We start from the raw sequence: 19,079 nt of genomic DNA, 5'->3' as shown, positions 1-19,079 counted from the left end.
TCCTAGAGCACGCCGGTGGCTTCAGTGAGCAGCCAGACACCAACGACCAGCAGGACGGCGCCCACGGCCACCGTCAGGCCGAATTGCCCCCAGGTTTTGCGGCCCGTGTGGATCTCTGCATAGGTACCGTAGGCGTGGTAGCAGACGCCGACAAACATCGAGGCGACCACCAGCAAGGCGACGAGCATCACGATGTCGTAACCGTAATTGCGCAGCGTCTCCATGATGCCCGAGCCCGTGCCCCGTGACGGGTCTTCCAGGGTTGGGAGATCGGCCTGGGCAAGCGATGGCAGCATGACGAGTGTGGATGCCGAGGCCAGGACGGCCATACGTACCGAATGCAAGCGATGCGAGAGCGGGTTCATGATGTGCGCCTTTGCGTTAGGAGAGCAGGAAAAAAGTCAGCACGACGTACATCGCGATAAACCTCACCGCAACGCCGAGGAACTGACGCTGGGAAATCCGCTGTTCCGACCAGCCGACATAGGCTGTGCGCAGGGCCCATACGCCCCACAGCAGCAGGACTGCGAACACGACACCGAGTAGTACGCCGGCGACAGCAGAGGGAGTGAAGCCTGCATTGGCCTGAAAGGCGGCAAGCTGGTTGGCGTTCATTGGTCATCCCCCTGTTCGGCGTCCTGGCGGTAATCGCCAAGCAGTACAGAGGGATCGCGTGGCTGTGCACGCTGGGGCGACAGGTAATCGTCGATGCTCGACCGCATGCGCTGCAGGTCGGCGTCCAGACGCCGATAGTCGAAGTGATAGCGGGAGCGTGACTCGGGGGCGGTGCTGGCGGATTGTTTGGCCAGACGGTCAAGCAGGTCGAGCTGGCGGGCGACGGCGGCCAGGTGTTCACGCTCATACCCATCGTCAGCGGCGGCGGCGAGCTGAGTGATGAAGATACTGGTGAGCAGCAACGCTACGACCGGACGTCGCCATGCGTAAGCCGAATTGTGAAACCTTGCCATTGCGCCATTTCCGATGGACTCGAACGGCTCGATGCTGCGGGGATGGCTGGTGGAAAGCCGCAAACAATGGGGAGTTACTCCTCACCACTTTCCTTACATACATTTTTCGGTGGTGTTGCGTTGTGCATTCTGAAGAGAGTGGTATGGGCGACTGTTTCATCGCAGAACAGCTATCTCTTCATCTGTGTCTCTGCGTATCGAAATCGTGGACGCTAAGGGCTGATATATTTTCAGATTTCACTTTAGCATTCTGATTGGACTGCTAATCGCTTACTAGCGCTCCCGTGGGATGTTTATTGACAACAGTAACGAGACATGAGGTAATTGTTCTCATGGGAGCTGATAATGGCCTTAAGAATTCCTATGAGGATGATAAATGAGTACACCACTGCCGTTACCCGTCGAGCGGGCGCTCCGCAAGCTCGGCAGCGACATTGAGCTTGCACGCAGGCGTCGACGGATTTCACAGGCCTCGCTTGCAGAGCGAATGGGGGCTTCTGTATCCACTGTTCGGCGCATGGAGAAAGGGGATATGCGGGTGCCTATTCATTTCTTCGCCCGCGCCTTGCACGTGTTCGGTGAGGTACAGGCGCTGGCCAACCTGCTGGATACGGCGCACGACGACATCGGGCTGACGCTGATGGATGAACAATTGCCTAAACGTGTACGCAGTAAACCGCCGGCATCGGGGGCATTATGAAATCGGTTACTTCAGTTCGCCAGCAAGTCCAGGTCTGTCTTGGTAAGGCGGAAATACCTGTTGGCACTCTTATTTACGTCAAGCAGGGGCGCCGCGAGAACACCACCTTTGCCTATGAGCAGGGATGGTTGGGGAATCAGGATGGGTTCAATGTTTCTGCCGATCTCAGCCTGATCTCGGGTTATCAGCCACGTAGAGCTCCCTCAGCTCACGATTCGGTCTTTCATTTCGCCATTGCCGATACAGCACCGGACGCTTGGGGACGTCGGGTCATCGCACGTGACCATGCCAAGCGTCGTAAGGGTAATCCATCGCTCGCGTCGCTGACAGAGATGGACTACCTGCTGGCGGTTGACGATTTCAGCCGGATCGGCGCGCTGAGACTGCGCGATCAGAATGAACAATATTGCCGGACTATTGAAGATGGACGGCGCGCTACACCGCCACTGCTGGAATTGCAGCGCATCTACCAAGCCAGCCGGGCAGTTGAGAAAGGTCAGGAAAGCACTGAAGATTTGCGTTACCTTCAGGGCAAAGGCACATCGCTCGGCGGGATGCGCCCCAAGAGCACGGTGGTTGATGAGGATGGTGCACTCGCCATTGGAAAATTCCCAAGCGTGGGCGACGCCCGTAGCGTGACGCGCGGCGAAGTGCTGGCCTTATGCTTGGCAAAACAAGCAGGTATCAATGCCGCGCCGGCCCGTATCATAGAGCTGGATGGCGTACCGGTCGCTATCATCCGCCGTTTCGATCGCGATGGTGCTGATGGGCGTATTCCATACCAGTCCGCCGCATCTTTGCTGCAGGCGTCGCGCGAAGAGGATCGAAGCTATACCGAAATTGCCGATGCTATCCGTTCCGTGGGGCATGCACCGACCGCAGATGTGCAGCAGCTGTGGCGGCGACTGGTTTTTAACCTACTGATCACCAATGTGGATGACCACCTGCAGAACCATGGCTTTCTTCATGTGGAAAAGGGGCTCTGGCGGCTGGCACCGGCATTCGACGTCAATCCCTTCCCGGACAAAGAGCGAGAGTCGAAAACCTGGCTGTCGGAGGAGGATGGACCGATCACCGATCTTGAGATGCTGCTGGCGCGGAGCACCTATTTTTCGTTGAGTCGGGAGGATGCGTTGGCCGTGCTGGCAGAAGTGTATGACGCCGTGCTGGACTGGCGGCAGATTGCGCTCAGTGCTGTGGTGGGGTTGCAAGCGAGCGAGTTGGACGATTTTGCTCCAGCGTTTGAGCACGAGCAAATGGAGGCGGCGCAGGCATTACTGGCCTGAAATACCGGTCAGCACTTATAGGTATTTTTTGAAGCTGCCTGCTGCGAGGTCTGTTGCGGCACCTAACAGAATTGCGCAGGGAAGCAAGAGAAGAAGCGGGTGTGCGCTGACGGGCAGGGTCAGGTAAAGGACCCAAGGCATGACGGCGAGCGGCATCAGACTGGCCTTTGCCCGGTGGTAGACAAAGCCGGACTCACGGCCCGCACCAAAGCGCCTGATGTCCCGCCGCACCAGGCCATCGACCAGACCGACGAATGCTGCCATCAGAAATAGCGGAATGGTCAGTACCAGCACCAGCAGCCGGACGAGGAACACCAGTAGCGTGTACGCACTGGCGATCAGATAGTTCTCCAGGTACACATAAACCTGACTCAGATAAAAACGGAAATCCCGACCCGCTCCCTGGCTGGGTGAACTGGCCTTGGCGGATGTATCGCGCATCCAGTCGATGAGCCCGCTTTTGACGAACACCCATTGGTAAGCCGTTTCTACCAACCAGGACGCCGTTTGTCCCGGTTCCTGCACCACGGCGCTGCGTGTGAAGTGTTGTGAGAGTTGCGTCAGTTCATAGTCCAGCATGCCTTGCGCGTGCCGCCAGCCTTGATCGGCCCAGAACAGGTGCATACCCACGCATTCGATCACGATGGACAGAAACAAAGACCCCAACAGCACGCCCACAAACCGGAATGGCAGCGTGATGATGCCGGTGATCAAACCCTGCTGTTGGGTCTGCTGGCGCTGCGCTGTGTTGGCCGGGTCACTCACGGTTGCGCCTCTCAGCAGTCGTTTCGGCGGTCGCCATATGCCGGAACCCGTCAAGCAGGTCATCAGGTAGGGGGGCATCCTGCAGGCCCGGTAGTGCTTTGCTGTCCCACCAGTCACCCGCCTCGACGTAGTGTTGGCGCATGTACCCAGCAAGCTGCTGCAGGTCCCTGGGCATCACTTCGTCAGGGTCGGGTGCCGGCAGCGGCATGCGAATCTTCCAGAGGTTGCCGCCTTCGATCAGTGCAAAGCACTGCCCCTTGGGCAGGCCGACAACATGGGCGGGTTCGAGCAGGGGCACACTCGTCGTCGTGATGCGGTCCTGGGTGTTGCTGGTAAAATCGGTCTTGCCGTGAATGTCGGAGCTGTCGGTGGCGCCGCTCATCAGTGAGGTGGTGTACACCTCAACCTTGGGCAACTGTTTCGTGAGTAATTCGGCGGTCGCAGTTTCCCGCACCCTCAACATAAACAGGTTGTTGAAGTTACCGACCACCTGGCCGGCTTTGGCGCGGTTGCCGATACGCGCTTCAATGTCACTGAGCGTTTGCGTGTAGGCGGTGACCTGGAGACCGGCACCGCCGCCTTTGTTGACCATGGGGATGAATTCATCACCCATCAGTTCGTTGAACTCGTCGGCGTGCACGTTGATCGGTACTTTGACCCCAGACGCCGTGCCGGGTAGACCATCGTCAATACCGAACTTGTAGATGTGTCCAGCGACCGACACCAAGTCGCTGAACATGCTGTTGCCCACGGCGGCTGAAACCTCGGCATCCGAGAGTGCGTCCAGGCCCACATACACCACGGCCTTCTTCCGGATAATCTGCATCCAGTCGAAAATGGGACGGGGGTCGGCCAGATCGGCATAGTCCGGGGCCAGCAACTGAGAAATCTTGCCGGTCGTGAGTTTTTCCAGCAGGGGCAGCAACGAGGCGACGATTTTGTCGAAGTAGGTGCGGTCATAGCGTACCGCAGATCTGAGCCCGTCCAGCACCGGATCGTAGACCCTGACCTGTGACAGGTATTGTTCGAGCGCAATGACGCGCTTCTCGCGGCCGATCATGTTGCGGGGAGTGTTCTTGTCGTTGAGCCTGGCCTCGATCTGCACAATGACTTCCCACGCCTTCGGTTCGTTGCTCGCGAAGTAGTGCTGGGCGTACTCGATGAACAAGGCATCGATGTTCACTACATGCCGCTGGATCAGCAGGTAGTCGGGCCGCTGCCCCAGCTCGACGAGTGCACGGGCGATGATGTTGACGAAACGCCAGGCGAACTCGCGAAACGCCGCAGAGTTGCCCTCGCCGGAGAGTTGGCCGGCAATGCGCGTGGCCACCTCGCTGATGCGGCCAAACCGGCCCACGGCGTTGTAGCGCGCACTGATATCCGGCCAGCCAAGATGAAAAACATAGAACTCGCCTTCGCGTCCGGCGCGTTTGGCCTCGACATACACGCGCTTGAGCAAGTCTGCATCGCCTTTGGGGTCGAAGACGATGACCACTTCATGCTCGCCGGCTGCGTTACGCCGCCGGATGTCCTGGGTGATGAACAGCTCGGCGAGTCTTGTTTTGCCCACCCGCGTGGTGCCCAGGACGAGTGAATGCCCAACCCGTTCCCCCAGCGGCAGCGTGACGTCCACCTCATGCGGTTCAATGCCATGCAGGCGCGGCATGCCACCGACTGGAGGTAGCGGCCGCGCCGGATTAAATGGGCTGTCCCAGGTCGTCAGTCGGGCAAGTTTTGAGAGTGGAAAGGGTGCGAATTCCAGCCGCTCTTCCAAACGGCGGGCGATGCGGTAGGCGGCCGTGGGTTCCACATAACGACGAAACTCGGGGCGGTACGTTTGCATCAGCCGATGCGTGTGCCGCTGATCCCAGCGAAACCCTCGGCCGATGAACAGGCGCTGCTGACTGACCGGCACAGCACGGCTGGTCATCACGTACTTCGGCAGACGGCGGACATTGCGCCGATAGCGCAGGATGAACCATGCCTCACGGAGCCGAATAATGCCAAACAGCAGGAACGCCAGGGCTGATCCCAGGCCCAGCAGTGGATTTAACGCCAGCGACCATGGCGCCACCAGGCACAGAAGCGCGGCAACGGCGCAGACGGCCACGGTGTACAGCTCCACCGCTGGCCGTAGCAGGACTTCCACCGCATGAGGCTGGGCCATGGCGAGTGGCTCACTGCTCAATGCCGGTGGCAGTGACCAGCACGGGGTAATGGCGCAACCCCAGACGTTCTGCGAGATCGTCGCCCGATACCGGCGATAGTGTCAGGCCCGGGGCCAGCCCGCGCAAGGTGGCAAGTGCGTCTGCAGATGCCACGTTGACGACCAAGCCGACCGCATTCAATTCGCCCAGGATTGCTGCACGCTCGCGTAACCATTGGCGCGAGCGGTCGTCATCGCCGACCAGAAACATTGGCCGCAGCCCGGGGGCCTGGATGACCCTGCGCGGCTCCTCCCCCGGCGACAGGCGTCCGGAACGAACCGGCAGCATGTCTGTTTCGTTGAAACGTTGCTGTGACGGATGAGGTGCGGCGAGGGACGGGGCTAACGGCTGGTCCTGGTGGGGTCGCAGATTCAGTGATTGGTAGTAGGGCCATGCCGAAACACCGCCACGATCTTCGACCACGATCAACGAGGCGGCGTCTGCGAGCGCTCCCCCGGTGGCCAGGCATAGCAGGCCGAACAGCGATCGGGCGGCGATTCGCAGAGGAAGATGGAGCTTCATAGTGGTTTTCTCCTGGGGGAGTTTTCAGCGAGGGCGCCGCCGAGCACGCGCTGCAGGTGCTTGTGCACACTCATGCGGTAGCGGGCAGCCGCTGCCCCGCCTGCCGGGCGGTGGTAGCGTCCAATGGCGAGCAGCCAGTCCTCGCCGTCGGTGTGCTGTTCGCGCAGAATTTCCGCTGCGATAGCGAGGTTGCGATACGGGTCGAGTAGATCGCAGGGCTGCGGGTAGCGGTGCTTCTGATAACCCAGGTTGACCTGGCCGAGGCCGGCGTCGACCCGTGTGGGGGGAGCCTCCCGCAGCGCCTTTTGCAGACCCGTACATGCTTTGGCGCGGGAACTGAAACGGCGCGATACGCCCGCCACATTCAGGGTCCAGGGCCACGGCACCAGCCGGCCATCGCGTTGCAGGCCGCTCTCCTGCAACGCCACCGCATACAGCACCGCAGAGGGAATGCCAGCTCGGTGCGCGGCGATCTGGTACGCCGGAGGCGGTACGTCCTGCGCGCCGGCGGGGGCGATGATGGTCATCCAGCCCAGTACCACGAGCAGATGACGCCAGCGGGTCATTGCCGTTGCCGTTGCCATTGGCCATTGACCTGCCGCACAACGGCAGGCAGGTCCCCCGGCAGGCCCAAAGACAGCCAGCGTCCGGCATCGTGGTTGAGCGTGATTGAACCGTTGCGTACGCGATCTGGATTGATGCTGGCTCGCTTCGCCCAGTCGCGAATGAGCGTGTCGTTGGCGCGGCTGCCGACCATGTAGAGGTCGAAGCCGACATCAGATGCCTGCAACTGCTGAACCGCCAGGCCACATGGCGCGCAGCCGTCCTTGATGAACACGGCGATGCGGTCCGTGCTGTTGACGGTGGTGGAGGAATTGCCTGGAGTATGGCCGGGCAGGGTGACACGTTGCATGCCCGGGTGTAGACGTTGCCAGGCGGTGTCGTAGGCCCGCTGGTATGCCAGCGTCTTTTCGGCGCGGCGGGCTTCAACCTGAACCTGCAACTCGGCATAGCGACGGCGCTCCTTGTCGGAGCGCGCTTCGATGCCAAGTGCGGTCAATGGGTCGAGGTTGGGCGAAAAGAGGCCCAGCGGTCCCTGCATTAATTGGCGATAGCGAGCCCATTCTTCCGTGTGCAACCCCCAGTCACGGGCCTGTTGTTCGTCGCTGACGCGTGAGGTCGCTGTTTGTTCCTCGCTGGGCGCGACGGTGGAGGCAATCGTGAGAGCGTTCTGTGCGATCACCGGAGAGTTAAAGAAGGCGATCAGGCTCAGCGTTAACGCGCGGAAAACAAGATTGCTGTTCATCCGGAGCCCCTATGGCAGCGTCAATCGGTGCATCTGGCCACCGTTCTCGCGCTGGAACACGGCGGTCTGGCCATCGATGGCTTGCAGGCGCCAGCCGCTGTCGGTCTCACCGGGACGCAGGACGCGTATCTCGGAAAAGGCGGTAGTGCCGGTTGGCAGGATCGACAGGAATCGTTCGCCGCCGCGAAGCTCGGTCCCCATAACCGTGAACGGTAGGCTCGCTGCTTGGGTCGGTTTTGTCGGGTGTATCACACGGGCGCGTACCGATACTGGAGTCGTCTGGTTGGGTTTATCCAGACGACTGGTCAATTGGTCGATGCGTGTTTCCAGGGAGGAAAGGCTGGCTGCTGTCAGACGCTGATCAAGCCCGCTTTCAACGGCGGTCATCCGTTGGGCAAGAGCTTTGCTATCAGCCTCATAATGGGCTTGGGTCAAGGCGACAGGCTGTTTCTGCAATGAGTCGAGGCGCTGGCTCAGCTCAGTCAGACGGGTTTCCAGGGCAACAACCTGGCTGGCCTGAGCGTTGGCTCTGGCCTGGGTGGCCAGACTCGACAGCGAGACGTGGTTGACGATCGTGGCTGCGCTGATGAGGGTCAGCCATGCGATGCTGGCCGCACGTAACAGCATGCTGAGGGAGTCGCCTGGGGTGGATTGAAATCCCCTCATGGCCTGGCCTCCGTTTTCAATGGAGGCCGCGCTATGTCGACAGGGGCGACCGGTCCGGATTGGGGAAGTGCACCACCGGTGGTGGGCTGCACTGCGCGTGTGAAGCAGATCCGGCGTGCGCCGTCGTCGACCTCCAGATCCCAGGCAGGACCGGCCAGCGTGAGCAGGGCATCACGCAATAACAGCGGGCCCAGTCGGTAGTGCGAAGCCGGTAGCGGGAGCGCATTCAGCGCTGCGATATCACTGCTGGAACACAACTGGTAGCCAGAACGGAGCAGGACATGACGCAGGGCGTCCCCAACGGTGGCTGTGCGTGTGCCGGGAACGGTCACGTCGACGACCTGAAGCAGCAGGTCCTGTTGCGCTGATACCGGAGCCAACTCGACCAGGGTGTACCGACCATAACGCACCACTGAGATGAACTCCGGCACCCCGCGCGTGGACGTGCTGGGACCTTTCTCTGCGGGTTCAACCGAAGTGGGTGGAGTCGGAGCGGATGCCGTCGTGCAACTGGCCAGAGCGGCTGTCATCAGCAGGCAGAGTAAGACCCTGCTGGGGTGATTTTGGCTGAATGCTGGCATCGGTCAGTTCTCTGGAGCGTGGAACCGACACCATCGCCTCACAAGGCCGGTGTATCAGCAAACAATAGGATTCGCCGAGTCACCAGATTGATCATGCCTTTGACCTCGCTCGGAAACTCTGCCTTAGGCCAAGGGGGACAGGGGGGGCAGGGGGGGCAGGGGCCGAGTTAGGCCCCGGGGCGGTGAAAAAAGTGACTGACCGGTACTGGCGACCGGAAGTCGGTAGATAATTGCAAGAGCGGCCTCAGCGTTCCGACGGTAGCCGGATCATGGTGGCACTGCGGTCGGCCTCGGACATGATGCTAAGGCGGATTTCGCGGGTGACCACGTAGAATGAATTGAGCTGCCCGTCGATCTTCAGCGCGGCGTTGTTGGCGTACCAGGTCTCGTCGGAAACCTGGCCCCAGTCGCCATGCGCATGACGTTGAAAGAACGGCATTGGATCAAGGCGACCTTCACGCATCAGGCGATCGACGCCCTTGCTGAAGATCAACGCGCCAACCGGAAACAGCAGCTTGGAGTGGCGGCGGTGGTTTCTGGATGAATGTGCCATGGAAGTCTCCTTGTTGAGGACCACAGCACCCTTGGGGTGATGGGCCCCAACAGGTGGATAAACCGACAATCTCGGCCTTCAGGGTGCAACTGCCTCGACGAGTAATTGAATGATCGTGAGACTGCGTTGCTCGTCAGTGATAACCACCAACGCCAATCGTGGCGTCACTTGATAGCGTGAGGGCAATGCCCCCGGACTCAAGAGCAGCACTGGTGGCACGGCGCTCAGACTCATCAAGTTCGCCCCAGTCACCGTGCAAATGGCGATGCAGAAAGCGTTGGGGGGCGATCAGTCCCTTGCTGTCCAGCGACTGCATTCTGTCGCTGAGCTTCAGGGGGCCGCTTGAAAACCTGGGGGCAGAGGAGGGCCGCGCGGAGCGCAGACGTGGAAGGTATCGAAGGTTCATGGTAAAGCTCCTTTGGGATGAAGAAATCGATCGCCTACCTTTGAACAGGCGGTTGCTTCCGATTGTGGATTGAGGCGACACGAGGGCTACCGGGAGACAAACATCACTAGCACAGCCGTCGGCCATCAGGTCTGGGTATTCGTCGATGCGCAGTAGCGGTTGGATGGCGGATACATGAGGCATGGTGATGTCCTTTCGAAGAAGCAGGGACGGCACCAGCCCGCGAGGCCAGTACAGCCCCTTGGGGATTGAAGAACGCTCTGGCAGGAACGATGTGTGAGAACCGCGGACTCTGCCCGGAGTGGGCGCAGTCAGCGTGCGGTCAAGCTTTGAGTTGCCGCAGACCTTCGGCCAGCAACCACAACGCCCGATTGAGGCGCACGTTCTGATCGATGCCTTGCACAGGGCGTGTGCGTTGATGGCGACCGTTGGCGGTCCGACTAGACAGACCTCCTTTGACCAGATTTTCCTGTACTCGGTTAAACACCGACCACAGATCCGTGCGTTGGTCATCGAACCGGCGTGTCGCCAACACCTGGCTTTCAGTGATCGGCAGCACCTTGTCCGGGCTGTCGTACTTGAGCATCAGTGCCGAGCGCGCAAAGACCTCTGCTTCGCCATCGTCGAGCGTGATAGCTCGCATGGCTTCGTGGGAGTCCTGTACCTGGTCGAAGCCACGCAGGACTTCATAGGCGCCCTCGATGACATGTTCCGTCACGTTGCCCTTGTGAGGCACACGGACGTCGCCGACGATGTTGCCGCACACCAGACCGTTTTGGCAGACGAAGCGGAACATGCCAGCCAGCATCTGATAGCTGCTCGTGCCGTCGTGACTATTGAGCAAGATAATTTCATTGGCCTCTTTGCCATTGATCTGGCTCGCATGACGAAGCCGGAGCATGTGCTTGGTGAATTCACGACGGTCTTCGTGACGCACGCGGGTCTGGCACACCATGAAGGGCTCGAACCCTTCATCGCGTAGTTTCGCCAGTACAGCGCAGGTCGGTATGTAGCTGTACCGCTCGGAACGGCTTTCATGCGGGTTTTCCGCGAAGATGGAAGGGGCGATTGCGCGGATCTGGTCATCGGACAGCGGATGATCAGCACGTAGCACTGGGGAACGTGATGCAAAACGAGATGCAAGTTGCATGACAAACTCCTTGAAAATTGAGCAGCCGGCAACGACTGGCATGGAGCCAGGCGAACACGAGTGCATAGGACAAAAGCCCTGCAATGCAGGGGCTGGACGAAAATTGGCAGGGAGAAACCCATCTGCATGTCGGTCGTACCGATGCGGATGGATACGCCATTGGCGTAATAACCCATTCAGGCAATGAAGGAAGGCCGGGGCTTATGTCGGCCCGAAGTCAACCCCACGAGGGTTGAATCGAAGGACCACCCCGGCGTTACGGATTAGAACGACTCGGCCAGTGCTGGTGCTTGCGCATCGGTGGCTTCGTCGACAGGTTCTGCGACAGGCTCGGAGGTTTCCGAGCCGGGTGCTTCCTGGGTGACAGGCGTTTCGGAAGCCGCAGGGGCTTGCGATTCGCTTTCATCGGCCTTGGTCGATTTCGGCTCGGCTTTGTAAACCAAAGCACTGTCGACCTTGATCCAACTGATGAACAACAGACGGGCCTTGAAGCTCACGCCCTGTTCGCCTGCACGTTTACCTTTGGAGTAAGTGAAGGTGTCGGCCCACAGGTCGCTGAGTCGGAACCCGATCATCACTTTCTTCTCAGCCTCGACGGCCTCGATGCAGCGACGAACCAGATGTTGTGCTTCCGAGCCCGAAACGCGCGTATCAAAACGCACGTACGAGACGTCGTCGCTCGGACCATTGAGCGCTGCGATATCGCAGGCCAGGAACGGATCACCTTTCTTTGGCTTCACTTCGCGAACGCGATTGAGATAACCGAGGCCGGTGATGTGAAGATCAAAAAAGGTTTTTTCGGATGAAGTGGTCATGGTGAATCTCCAGACTTGAAGGACAAGAGTGCGGAGACACACCGACCCGGACGGGAGGTGTGTAACCCCCGCGTGGGTTGATGGATCCTGGGATCCGGTACAACTAGATTGGCATCACCATCGAAGACTCGATGGGCGTTCGCATCTGGGATGCCGAGTGCGAACTGGATTGATCAACGCGGACGGAACCGCGCCGTAGTCTTGAAGATCGTGACCACCTGGGCATGTTGCTGACAACGTCAGCGGAACATGGCTGTAACGTGGCACCCGTGCGATGTGCCCGCTACCGGAAATCGGTACTGGCGCGCATCCCCATTGTTCAGTCACCACAAAAACAGGCGATGGACTCTTTGTCGGAATCGAACATGTCGCGCTGGTGGGCGGCGAATCGGGCCAAGTCGGCATAGGTCGGGCCATCGTTGCGAAAGCGCGCGCCGCTGGGTTTGCTGGCAAGATTCAAAGACTCCATACGTATCCACCAGACGGCGGACCCCGGTTTGGCCTTGATCAGTGCCAGCCGCTGTCCCTGTGGCTTGAGAAAGCACAGGTCGCAGTTGCCTTCGAGCGTGCGGCCGTTCACGGTCAGCAATTCCAGATCGAAGGGCTGGGCCTGCCAGAAGGCGGTCACCTCGCGCACGCTCACGCCAGCCTCGGCCAACGGCATGCACATCGTCTCTCTGCTGGACTCTGTGGAATGACCGCGCGTCCTGATCTTCGCCACGCGGCGCTGCTCGTCAGCCCGGATGCCGATGAACTGATCCCAATCGGTCCAGCCCAAACTGCGTACGAACTTGTGCATTGCACGGATTTTCAGGGAGGTGGTGCAGCCCCGAGCTACCGGGTTGGGCAGGTACTGGCGCTTGCGGATTAGCGCCTCGAAGGGTTCGCCTTGCCGGCTGGCGCTTGCGAAATCGACCACCGCGAAGCCGGGCAACGCATCGCGGTATTCGAGCCATTGGATCGGCACCTGCCACCGTATGCTGCACTCGCGCACGAAACGCAGCGTGGCCTCCACTTCCTTGCCGGTGTTGGCGAAGCAGACCACGGTATCGATAGGCCGGCCCGCATTGGCTTGCAACACTCGCCACAGCATGTAGGCGCTGGTGCGACCAGCGCTGAAACTGATACAGGTGGGCTGGTCGATCTTGAACGGGTCGCGCATGTGGGCTGTCTCCAGGCTGGCGTGCCGGCGGGCACCGACGGCAGAGGGCGCTCCTTGTGAAAGGAACGAGAGACAGGCATGCGGTCACATGGCCGCTGTTCAGAAAAAGCCCCCGGATGGAGGCTTTGTGATCAGGTGGTGAGCTAGCCTTTACCTGGCTTGGACGCAACGGCTCGCAGCGAAAGCTGTATCGGCGTGGCCGACAATTCAAGATCGTCTTCACTGTTGAGGATGCGGGTGAAGACAACATCGTGGGGATCAAGAAACTCCCCGAAGTCATCCCCGCCAAGCTCGGTGCGGGCGAGTTCCCACCAGTTATCGAACGGATCGATGTCGGGATCGCAGCCAACGGCGTAGGCCAGCAGTTTTTGCTGCCCATCGGGTGTACGCTCGCCGAACTCGGCCAGGAAATACACCCCATGATCCTTGGCGAGGATGAGGCGGCCCTTGTGAGCGATAGCCTCGGCCAGCACGGGACGCAAATTTGTACCTTTGAATCGCAACATGGTGATCTCCATTGCTTGAGGAAAATGCTTCCCGCCAAGAAGGCAGGAAGCTGGACAGGTAAGGAGTGGCGTTGGCCGACTGATCAGTGCCGAATCGGCTTGCGCCCGTCCGACAGGATTTCCACCTGGATCTGCCGCCAATGCCCGTCGTCGATCAGGTGTTCCAGCGTTTCGCCGAGCATGTCGAAGTACACCTCGTCCACGCGCTGGATGAGTTCATCAGCGTGGCGCAACTCCACGGCGTAATGGTCGCCAGCACGGTCATAGAGCACCGTGACGCGGCCCTGGAATTTCTCCGTGGAGACCGTGAAGCTGATCGCGGGTGGCGTCTCGATGATGTTGTTGGGTAACGGGTCAACCCAGGTGAAATCCCTGGCCTCGGCATCCACCAGGAGGTGGGTGATGCGCCGGAAACCATCGGGAGCGGGCAGTTGCTCCAGTTGATGAACGAGCTCCTGCAACTCCGGGCAACGCAGTTCAGGAGCCGGCAACTTGGCCGGTGCTGATCCGAGAATGTGTGTCTTCACCGTGTAGGGAGTGCCGTCCGAGGCCACTTCTGTGCGCTCTTCGGGCGTATCCGCGCGAAGACCGTCGAAGCGGCGACGGACATAGGGTTGGACTTGTACCTTGATACCTTCGTCGGGCTCCTGGCTCACCTGGTGGCGATCCAGTACGGCGAATTCGGCACGACCGGTCTTGATCACAATGACCTGATCGGTCTTGGCGACAACTTTGCCCTCGAAGGGCTGCGGGTCCATACGGAAGCCGAGCGAGGATTCCTGCGGAAGGTCTTCGTAGATGCGGAACTTGAAGCTGCGAACATTGCGCGGAACATGGGCCGACACCAACGCTGGTATCTGCGTGCGAATGGATGAGTGATCCATGGGGAGACTCCTTTGAGGAAAACAAGGGACTCCTGCCCGCAAGGGAGGGTATCCCTTGGGGGGTGAGTAAATAGATGCTGCGTGCATCAGGGAGTACAGTGACCAGCGCGCAAAGCCGCACCGAAGTCTTGAAGGTCTCGACTACCTGGGATGGTGCCGGCTACGCCAGCAAACCTGTGCGCAGAATGACATCGCCATGCGGCGGCAGGCCCGCGTCAATCGGCAACCGGGGTGCCCCGCATTGGTTGTTTCATCCGGGCAGAAAAAAGCCCCTCGGTTGAGGGGCTAGAAGGTATGTCGTGGCAAGAGTCATTCTTCGTACAACGGCAAGCCGTCGAGTACCGGTGCGTCGGCGTCGAAGATCAGGATGCGGACATCAGCCAGCGCGGCCAGATGAAGAACATTCACCAGCGACTCTGGCATGCCTTTGTCGCATTGTTCCTGCCGCAACTGCTCGGCGGTGATGCCTTCGACGTACTGCAGGTTGGCATCGGTCCAGGGCGTGGCAATCACCTTGACGCCGATCGCCGGGCTGTATGGGATCCGGAAAACGACGAACAGAAAGCCGATCGGCGTGGCGATGTCTGCAAGCTCTGTCAGGTAGCAACCAGCTTCTTCGGTGATGTGCGCCGTGCTGATTTCCCAGCATCGGCTGTAGAAGCCGGTCTCAAAAGTCAGGCGCCGTACAACTTCCCGTGCGTCCTCAGCGGCGTAGGTATCGCCGATGTGGATGGGCTGCCCGGCATCGCTGCCGAGGACGGCGTAGACCACAGAGCGGACGATGCCTTCGGTTTGGCACTGTGCCTCAAGGTCGTCTCCGACCTCCTGGCCCTCCGTGATCAGGACGAAGTCATTGCAGAGAATGCAGGGAAACTGCGCGATTTGATCGTCCAGAAGGTGTGCTTGGCTGGGATGAAGTTGCCGCCATACGGGCGGGCTGTCGTCCTCATAGGTGATGCAGAGAGTACGAACGACATGCAGGTTTTGGTAGCCGCGGATGAAAGGATTGGGAGTCTGAGACATGGTATTTCTCCAGCAGAGGTTAGGCGGAGCCCATCCCCAACTGAGGATCGGGTCCCTGTGGGTGAATAAATGCAGGTGCTTCAGTCGAAGCACTCAGCGTCGGACGTATCAAGCAGAAGCTGCGCAACGCGCGCTCGCAGGATCGCTCGAATATGCAGGTCGGAGATGCCGACAAGCAGGCTCACCGTCTAGCGCTTGAGTAGGCACGATGTTTCATCGATCTGGTTCTGCAGCACGGCCTCGCGCAGTTGTTCGCCGAGATTCAGTGCCTGTGCTGAGTCGTGGGTGGAATATCACCTCGTTGTTGATGAGGCAGCCGTGGCCGCGGTGGATTGAATTCGCGTAAGCCGACACGACGGCAGTTCTGAACGGGTCAGTGCCATGCGTCGAATGAAGAAACGCGGGGTTGCGCGGGAATGAAGAGCATCGGCGCTAGGTGTGGCGCACATCCGCGTAAAACGATGCGAAGCGGACTGGATCGGTCTACGTGGAACCTCCACGTCGCAGCCTGGGGACCGTGGCTGCTGGCATGGTGCTGACCGGAGTTAGCAACAGATGGTGGCAGAATGGCAAAGCGGCTTCATGGCGTCTGCCGACAATGGGCTTTTTGCGCGCCCCTGTTATTGCAAGACCTGTTGCAGGTGTCGTCCGAGCTAGGCCGCAAGGCACGGCCATTGAGTTGCCAATGGCTTTGCAGCGAGGTGCACGCGATACGGCACCAGGGTGTAGTCGTCCGGTATGCCTTAAAAGCGGCGGCACTCCTTGGGCATTAGCCGGCGCCCCCGTCATTGGTACCTGTCCGCTGTGCCGGGGTATTCCCGTAGTAGCAGAAATAGGGTCGTAGTTCGGCACCGGTATGGGGCTTTTGTCATCATTACCGGTGCTGACGCCTAATTTATGGCGACATGCCACTCTCCCTGTTCGGCGGTCAAGTTCATGACTTTGATGCGGCGGCACATGCTGCCGTACCGAAGGGGTTGAAGGTGCATGTGTCCATCTTCTGTTCTGGTTGTGGCGAAGTCACCCGGTTCTGGACAGCCCGCAGGCAGACGGCGTTCAAGATGCGGAGAGGAACAAGGCGCTGGAGGCATTACGCCTCCAGCGGGGGACAGGAAAACCACCTGTGGCTGTCGCAGGGACTTGGCCGTCGTCAACGCCTGTCGCTGGAGCAGATCGCACCCGACCCGTTTCGTGGTTGGGGTCGATATCTTTCGGCGCACATCCGCGCACAAAAGGAGCCCGTTGTTTCACCGGCGGGCACCGGGGGCGAACACCGTCGTCCCCGAAGGGTCTCCTGGCATCTCGCGCACAAGGCGCCAGGAGACCCTTCGGGCCGGACGTAGAGAGTGCCGATCAGCAGGCCGTGTTATCTGGCCGGTCAGGAAAGCACCTTCAATCCTCTCGGCGACGCGAGTCGCAGGAGAGGGACATGCCATTGCAGAAGGCGGGGACATGCTTGGGACGCCCCGCGGGTCGCGGGGCCATGCCTGACAACCGCTGGAAAGTGCGGCTGGGGCAGGACGTGTCTGGCAGGCTTCAGGAAGCCCTGGGAGCGGTCCGCCGCTTGCGCGGAGCGGCTCGCTTGCCACTGGACGATTCGATCGCTACGGTGCCTTTACAGTCGGGATAACGGTTGCACGACCAAAAGGGACCGGTTTTGCCGGTTCGCTGGCGTGTAGCGCCGCCGCACAGAGGGCAGGCAGGGCCTTCCGGGATCCGGATCGCCAGGGTGGTGCCGCTGTATTGCTGGATCAGTTGCGTGATCCAGGCCGACTGTTTCGCAATGAAGGTGTCCAGGGTCAACTGCCCGGATTCAATCATGTCCAGTGCCTGTTCCCAGATAGCGGTCGTGCCCGGGTCGGCAATGGCCGCTGGAACAGCGTCGATCAGCGTGAAAGCCGCTTCGGAGGCGCGGACGGATCGACCTTTTTTGATCAGGAAGCTTCGGCTCAACAAGCCATTGATAATGTTTGCTCGGGTGGCCTCGGTGCCGATGCCCGTGGTTTCCTTCAACTTCTGTTTCAGGCGTGGGTCTGTCACCAGTTTGGCGACACCCTTCATGGCTTTGATCAACTCACCCTGCGTGAACGGCTTGGGCGGCAGTGTTTTCAGCGCTTTCAGATCGACAGAGCCGACTTGGCAATGTGTACCCTCGGATAGCGGCGGCAGGATCTGGCTGCGTTGGGCTGGCTCGTCGTCCGCACCGCCGGGTGTGCCCGGCCCGCTGTTGATTAGCGCCCGGTGCCATCCCAGGACGGCAACCTGCTTACCCGTCGCCTGCAGTGTCTGGCCGCCGGCTGACAAGGTGGCGACTGTTCTGTCGAATTCATGGTGAGGTAGAAACTGCGCCAGGTAATGCGAACGGATGAGCCCATAAACGGCCCGCTCCTTCTCCGACATGGCAGAAAGGTTGGTCGGTTCCAGCGTGGGAATGATGCCATGGTGAGCAGTGACTTTCGCATCGTTCCAGGCGCGTGAGCGTTGGGTGCGGTCGAGTTGGTCGAACAATGGGCGCAGGCCGGGATCGCTGGCAAGCATGGCGTCGAGCACTGTCGGCACCTCGGCCAGCATGCTCTCCGGCAGGTAGCCGGAATCCGAGCGGGGATAGGTGGTCGCCTTGTGCGTCTCGTACAGCGCTTGCGCGATGTCCAGTGTTTCTTGCACGTCGAGACCAAACTGGCGCGAGCAGACTTCCTGCAGCGTGCTGAGGTCGAACGGGAGAGGCGCGACTTCGCGGACCCGCTCGGTTTCCACCGACAGCACCTGAGCCTCACGAGCGCCGCCGATTTTGCTTACTGCCTGCTGAGCGGTTCGTTGGGCCAGGCACCGACCTGCAGTGTCTGTGGTGGCATGGGGCGGCATCCAGTTAGCGGTGAAAGAATTGCCGATGTGCGATAGCTGCACTTCGACGGACCAAAACGGAACAGACACGAACCGGGCGATCTCGCGGTCGCGACCAACCACAAGACGCAGCGTGGGCGTCTGCACACGACCGACTGAGAGGACGTCCTGGTAGCCGGCTTGGCGGCCGAGCACAGTGAATAATCGGCTGAGGTTCATGCCGATCAACCAATCGGCGCGAGAGCGGGCGAGTGCCGAGTAATACAGCGGCAGGGTCTCATTCGAAGGCTTGAGCGCTCCCAGGGCCTTGCGAATGGAGGCGTCATTCAGTGCAGACAGCCACAGCCGTTGAATGGAGCCACGGTAGCCGCATAGCTCGATAATCTCGCGAGCGATCATCTCGCCTTCGCGATCGGCATCGGTGGCAATCACCAGCTCGCTGGCCTGGCCGAGCAACTGTTTGACGACCTTGAATTGCGCGGCAGTAGAGGCCTTGACCTCGCTGCGCCAGCGCTCGGGAAGAATGGGGAGCTGTTCGATCGACCAGCGTTTGTACTGTTCGCCGTAGGCTTCCGGTGGTGCGGCTTCGATCAGGTGACCGATGCACCAGGTCACGACAACTCCTGGTCCGTTGTAGCAGCCAGTTCCGCGCTGTTTCGCACCCAGCACGCGGGCAATGTCTTTGCCTTGCGAAGGCTTCTCGCACAGATACACGCGCATGTAGCCTCCCCGGAGTTG

General features: G+C 60.2%; 21 protein-coding genes. 2 read left to right on the top strand and 19 right to left on the bottom strand.

Annotated features, from left to right (window positions below; all coding sequences use genetic code 11):
- Nucleotides 1-2: 2 nt before the first annotated feature.
- The 3 genes from FIV38_RS14200 to FIV38_RS14190 are packed head-to-tail and all read right to left on the bottom strand — an operon-like array spanning nucleotide 3 to nucleotide 968.
- A complete protein-coding gene (locus tag FIV38_RS14200; RefSeq protein ID WP_092234914.1) occupies nucleotides 3-365 on the bottom strand; it encodes a TIGR03745 family integrating conjugative element membrane protein in 363 nt (120 codons plus the stop codon).
- A gap of 16 nt (nucleotides 366-381) precedes the next feature.
- A complete protein-coding gene (locus FIV38_RS14195) occupies nucleotides 382-615 on the bottom strand; it encodes a TIGR03758 family integrating conjugative element protein (RefSeq protein WP_092234917.1) in 234 nt (77 codons plus the stop codon).
- Nucleotides 612-968: an integrative conjugative element protein, RAQPRD family gene (locus tag FIV38_RS14190; protein WP_092237365.1), complete on the bottom strand. Its 357-nt coding sequence runs from the start codon at nucleotides 966-968 to the stop codon at nucleotides 612-614. The genes FIV38_RS14195 and FIV38_RS14190 overlap by 4 nt, the downstream gene beginning before the upstream one ends.
- Before the next feature lie 376 nt (nucleotides 969-1,344).
- Here FIV38_RS14190 and FIV38_RS14185 point away from each other — a divergent pair, with 376 nt between their 5' ends.
- The gene (locus tag FIV38_RS14185; RefSeq protein WP_024718120.1) at nucleotides 1,345-1,668 is read left to right on the top strand and encodes a helix-turn-helix domain-containing protein; all 324 of its coding nucleotides are present in this window, start codon (nucleotides 1,345-1,347) and stop codon (nucleotides 1,666-1,668) included.
- Nucleotides 1,665-2,954, top strand: a complete 1,290-nt coding sequence (locus FIV38_RS14180) for a type II toxin-antitoxin system HipA family toxin (RefSeq protein WP_167362631.1) — start codon at nucleotides 1,665-1,667, stop codon at nucleotides 2,952-2,954. Before FIV38_RS14185 ends, FIV38_RS14180 begins: the two co-directional genes overlap by 4 nt.
- A 15-nt stretch (nucleotides 2,955-2,969) precedes the next feature.
- On the opposite strand, the gene FIV38_RS14175 is transcribed toward FIV38_RS14180, so the two are convergent.
- The 16 genes from FIV38_RS14175 to FIV38_RS14100 all read right to left on the bottom strand — a co-directional run bounded on the left by FIV38_RS14175 (nucleotide 2,970) and on the right by FIV38_RS14100 (nucleotide 19,061).
- On the bottom strand, nucleotides 2,970-3,719 hold the full coding sequence (locus FIV38_RS14175) for a TIGR03747 family integrating conjugative element membrane protein (protein ID WP_092234923.1): 750 nt from the start codon (nucleotides 3,717-3,719) through the stop codon (nucleotides 2,970-2,972).
- Nucleotides 3,712-5,886: a type IV conjugative transfer system coupling protein TraD gene (gene traD, locus FIV38_RS14170; RefSeq protein ID WP_092234926.1), complete on the bottom strand. Its 2,175-nt coding sequence runs from the start codon at nucleotides 5,884-5,886 to the stop codon at nucleotides 3,712-3,714. Before traD ends, FIV38_RS14175 begins: the two co-directional genes overlap by 8 nt.
- Nucleotides 5,887-5,896: 10 nt before the next feature.
- Nucleotides 5,897-6,448: an integrating conjugative element protein gene (locus tag FIV38_RS14165; RefSeq protein ID WP_092234928.1), complete on the bottom strand. Its 552-nt coding sequence runs from the start codon at nucleotides 6,446-6,448 to the stop codon at nucleotides 5,897-5,899.
- On the bottom strand, nucleotides 6,445-7,032 hold the full coding sequence (locus FIV38_RS14160; protein WP_028622309.1) for a transglycosylase SLT domain-containing protein: 588 nt from the start codon (nucleotides 7,030-7,032) through the stop codon (nucleotides 6,445-6,447). Before FIV38_RS14160 ends, FIV38_RS14165 begins: the two co-directional genes overlap by 4 nt.
- Nucleotides 7,011-7,754 carry a TIGR03759 family integrating conjugative element protein gene (locus FIV38_RS14155; RefSeq protein ID WP_028622308.1) on the bottom strand — a complete coding sequence of 248 codons (744 nt, stop codon included), beginning with the start codon at nucleotides 7,752-7,754 and terminating at the stop codon, nucleotides 7,011-7,013. Before FIV38_RS14155 ends, FIV38_RS14160 begins: the two co-directional genes overlap by 22 nt.
- 9 nt (nucleotides 7,755-7,763) lie before the next feature.
- Nucleotides 7,764-8,420, bottom strand: coding sequence for a hypothetical protein (locus FIV38_RS14150; RefSeq protein ID WP_028622307.1), 657 nt, complete (start codon nucleotides 8,418-8,420; stop codon nucleotides 7,764-7,766).
- The gene (gene pilL2, locus FIV38_RS14145; protein WP_169870711.1) at nucleotides 8,417-9,001 is read right to left on the bottom strand and encodes a PFGI-1 class ICE element type IV pilus protein PilL2; all 585 of its coding nucleotides are present in this window, start codon (nucleotides 8,999-9,001) and stop codon (nucleotides 8,417-8,419) included. Before pilL2 ends, FIV38_RS14150 begins: the two co-directional genes overlap by 4 nt.
- A 244-nt stretch (nucleotides 9,002-9,245) precedes the next feature.
- The gene (locus FIV38_RS14140) at nucleotides 9,246-9,554 is read right to left on the bottom strand and encodes a hypothetical protein (protein WP_092234931.1); all 309 of its coding nucleotides are present in this window, start codon (nucleotides 9,552-9,554) and stop codon (nucleotides 9,246-9,248) included.
- 133 nt (nucleotides 9,555-9,687) lie between these two features.
- Nucleotides 9,688-9,960 carry a hypothetical protein gene (locus FIV38_RS14135; RefSeq protein WP_092234934.1) on the bottom strand — a complete coding sequence of 91 codons (273 nt, stop codon included), beginning with the start codon at nucleotides 9,958-9,960 and terminating at the stop codon, nucleotides 9,688-9,690.
- Nucleotides 9,961-10,282: 322 nt separating this feature from the next.
- On the bottom strand, nucleotides 10,283-11,110 hold the full coding sequence (locus tag FIV38_RS14130) for a DUF932 domain-containing protein (protein ID WP_092234937.1): 828 nt from the start codon (nucleotides 11,108-11,110) through the stop codon (nucleotides 10,283-10,285).
- A gap of 263 nt (nucleotides 11,111-11,373) precedes the next feature.
- Nucleotides 11,374-11,925 carry an STY4534 family ICE replication protein gene (locus FIV38_RS14125; RefSeq protein WP_092234940.1) on the bottom strand — a complete coding sequence of 184 codons (552 nt, stop codon included), beginning with the start codon at nucleotides 11,923-11,925 and terminating at the stop codon, nucleotides 11,374-11,376.
- Between the two features lie 319 nt (nucleotides 11,926-12,244).
- Nucleotides 12,245-13,087, bottom strand: a complete 843-nt coding sequence (locus FIV38_RS14120) for an adenine nucleotide alpha hydrolase family protein (RefSeq protein ID WP_028622303.1) — start codon at nucleotides 13,085-13,087, stop codon at nucleotides 12,245-12,247.
- 143 nt (nucleotides 13,088-13,230) lie between these two features.
- Entirely contained in the window at nucleotides 13,231-13,593 is a 363-nt protein-coding gene (locus tag FIV38_RS14115) for a DUF3085 domain-containing protein (protein ID WP_092234943.1), read from the bottom strand.
- Between the two features lie 83 nt (nucleotides 13,594-13,676).
- On the bottom strand, nucleotides 13,677-14,477 hold the full coding sequence (locus tag FIV38_RS14110) for a GTPase (RefSeq protein ID WP_092234946.1): 801 nt from the start codon (nucleotides 14,475-14,477) through the stop codon (nucleotides 13,677-13,679).
- Nucleotides 14,478-14,786: 309 nt separating this feature from the next.
- Nucleotides 14,787-15,500, bottom strand: coding sequence for a DUF5983 family protein (locus FIV38_RS14105; RefSeq protein ID WP_092234949.1), 714 nt, complete (start codon nucleotides 15,498-15,500; stop codon nucleotides 14,787-14,789).
- Between the two features lie 1,536 nt (nucleotides 15,501-17,036).
- Nucleotides 17,037-19,061, bottom strand: coding sequence for a DNA topoisomerase III (locus FIV38_RS14100; protein WP_092234951.1), 2,025 nt, complete (start codon nucleotides 19,059-19,061; stop codon nucleotides 17,037-17,039).
- Between the last annotated feature and the right edge of the window lie 18 nt (nucleotides 19,062-19,079).

It is taken from the genome of Pseudomonas proteolytica, from assembly GCF_007858275.1.
Taxonomy (GTDB): Bacteria; Pseudomonadota; Gammaproteobacteria; order Pseudomonadales; family Pseudomonadaceae; genus Aquipseudomonas; species Aquipseudomonas proteolytica.
The sequence above is the reverse complement of the archived record's forward strand: the minus strand, read 5'-3'. Positions and strand labels throughout refer to the sequence as shown.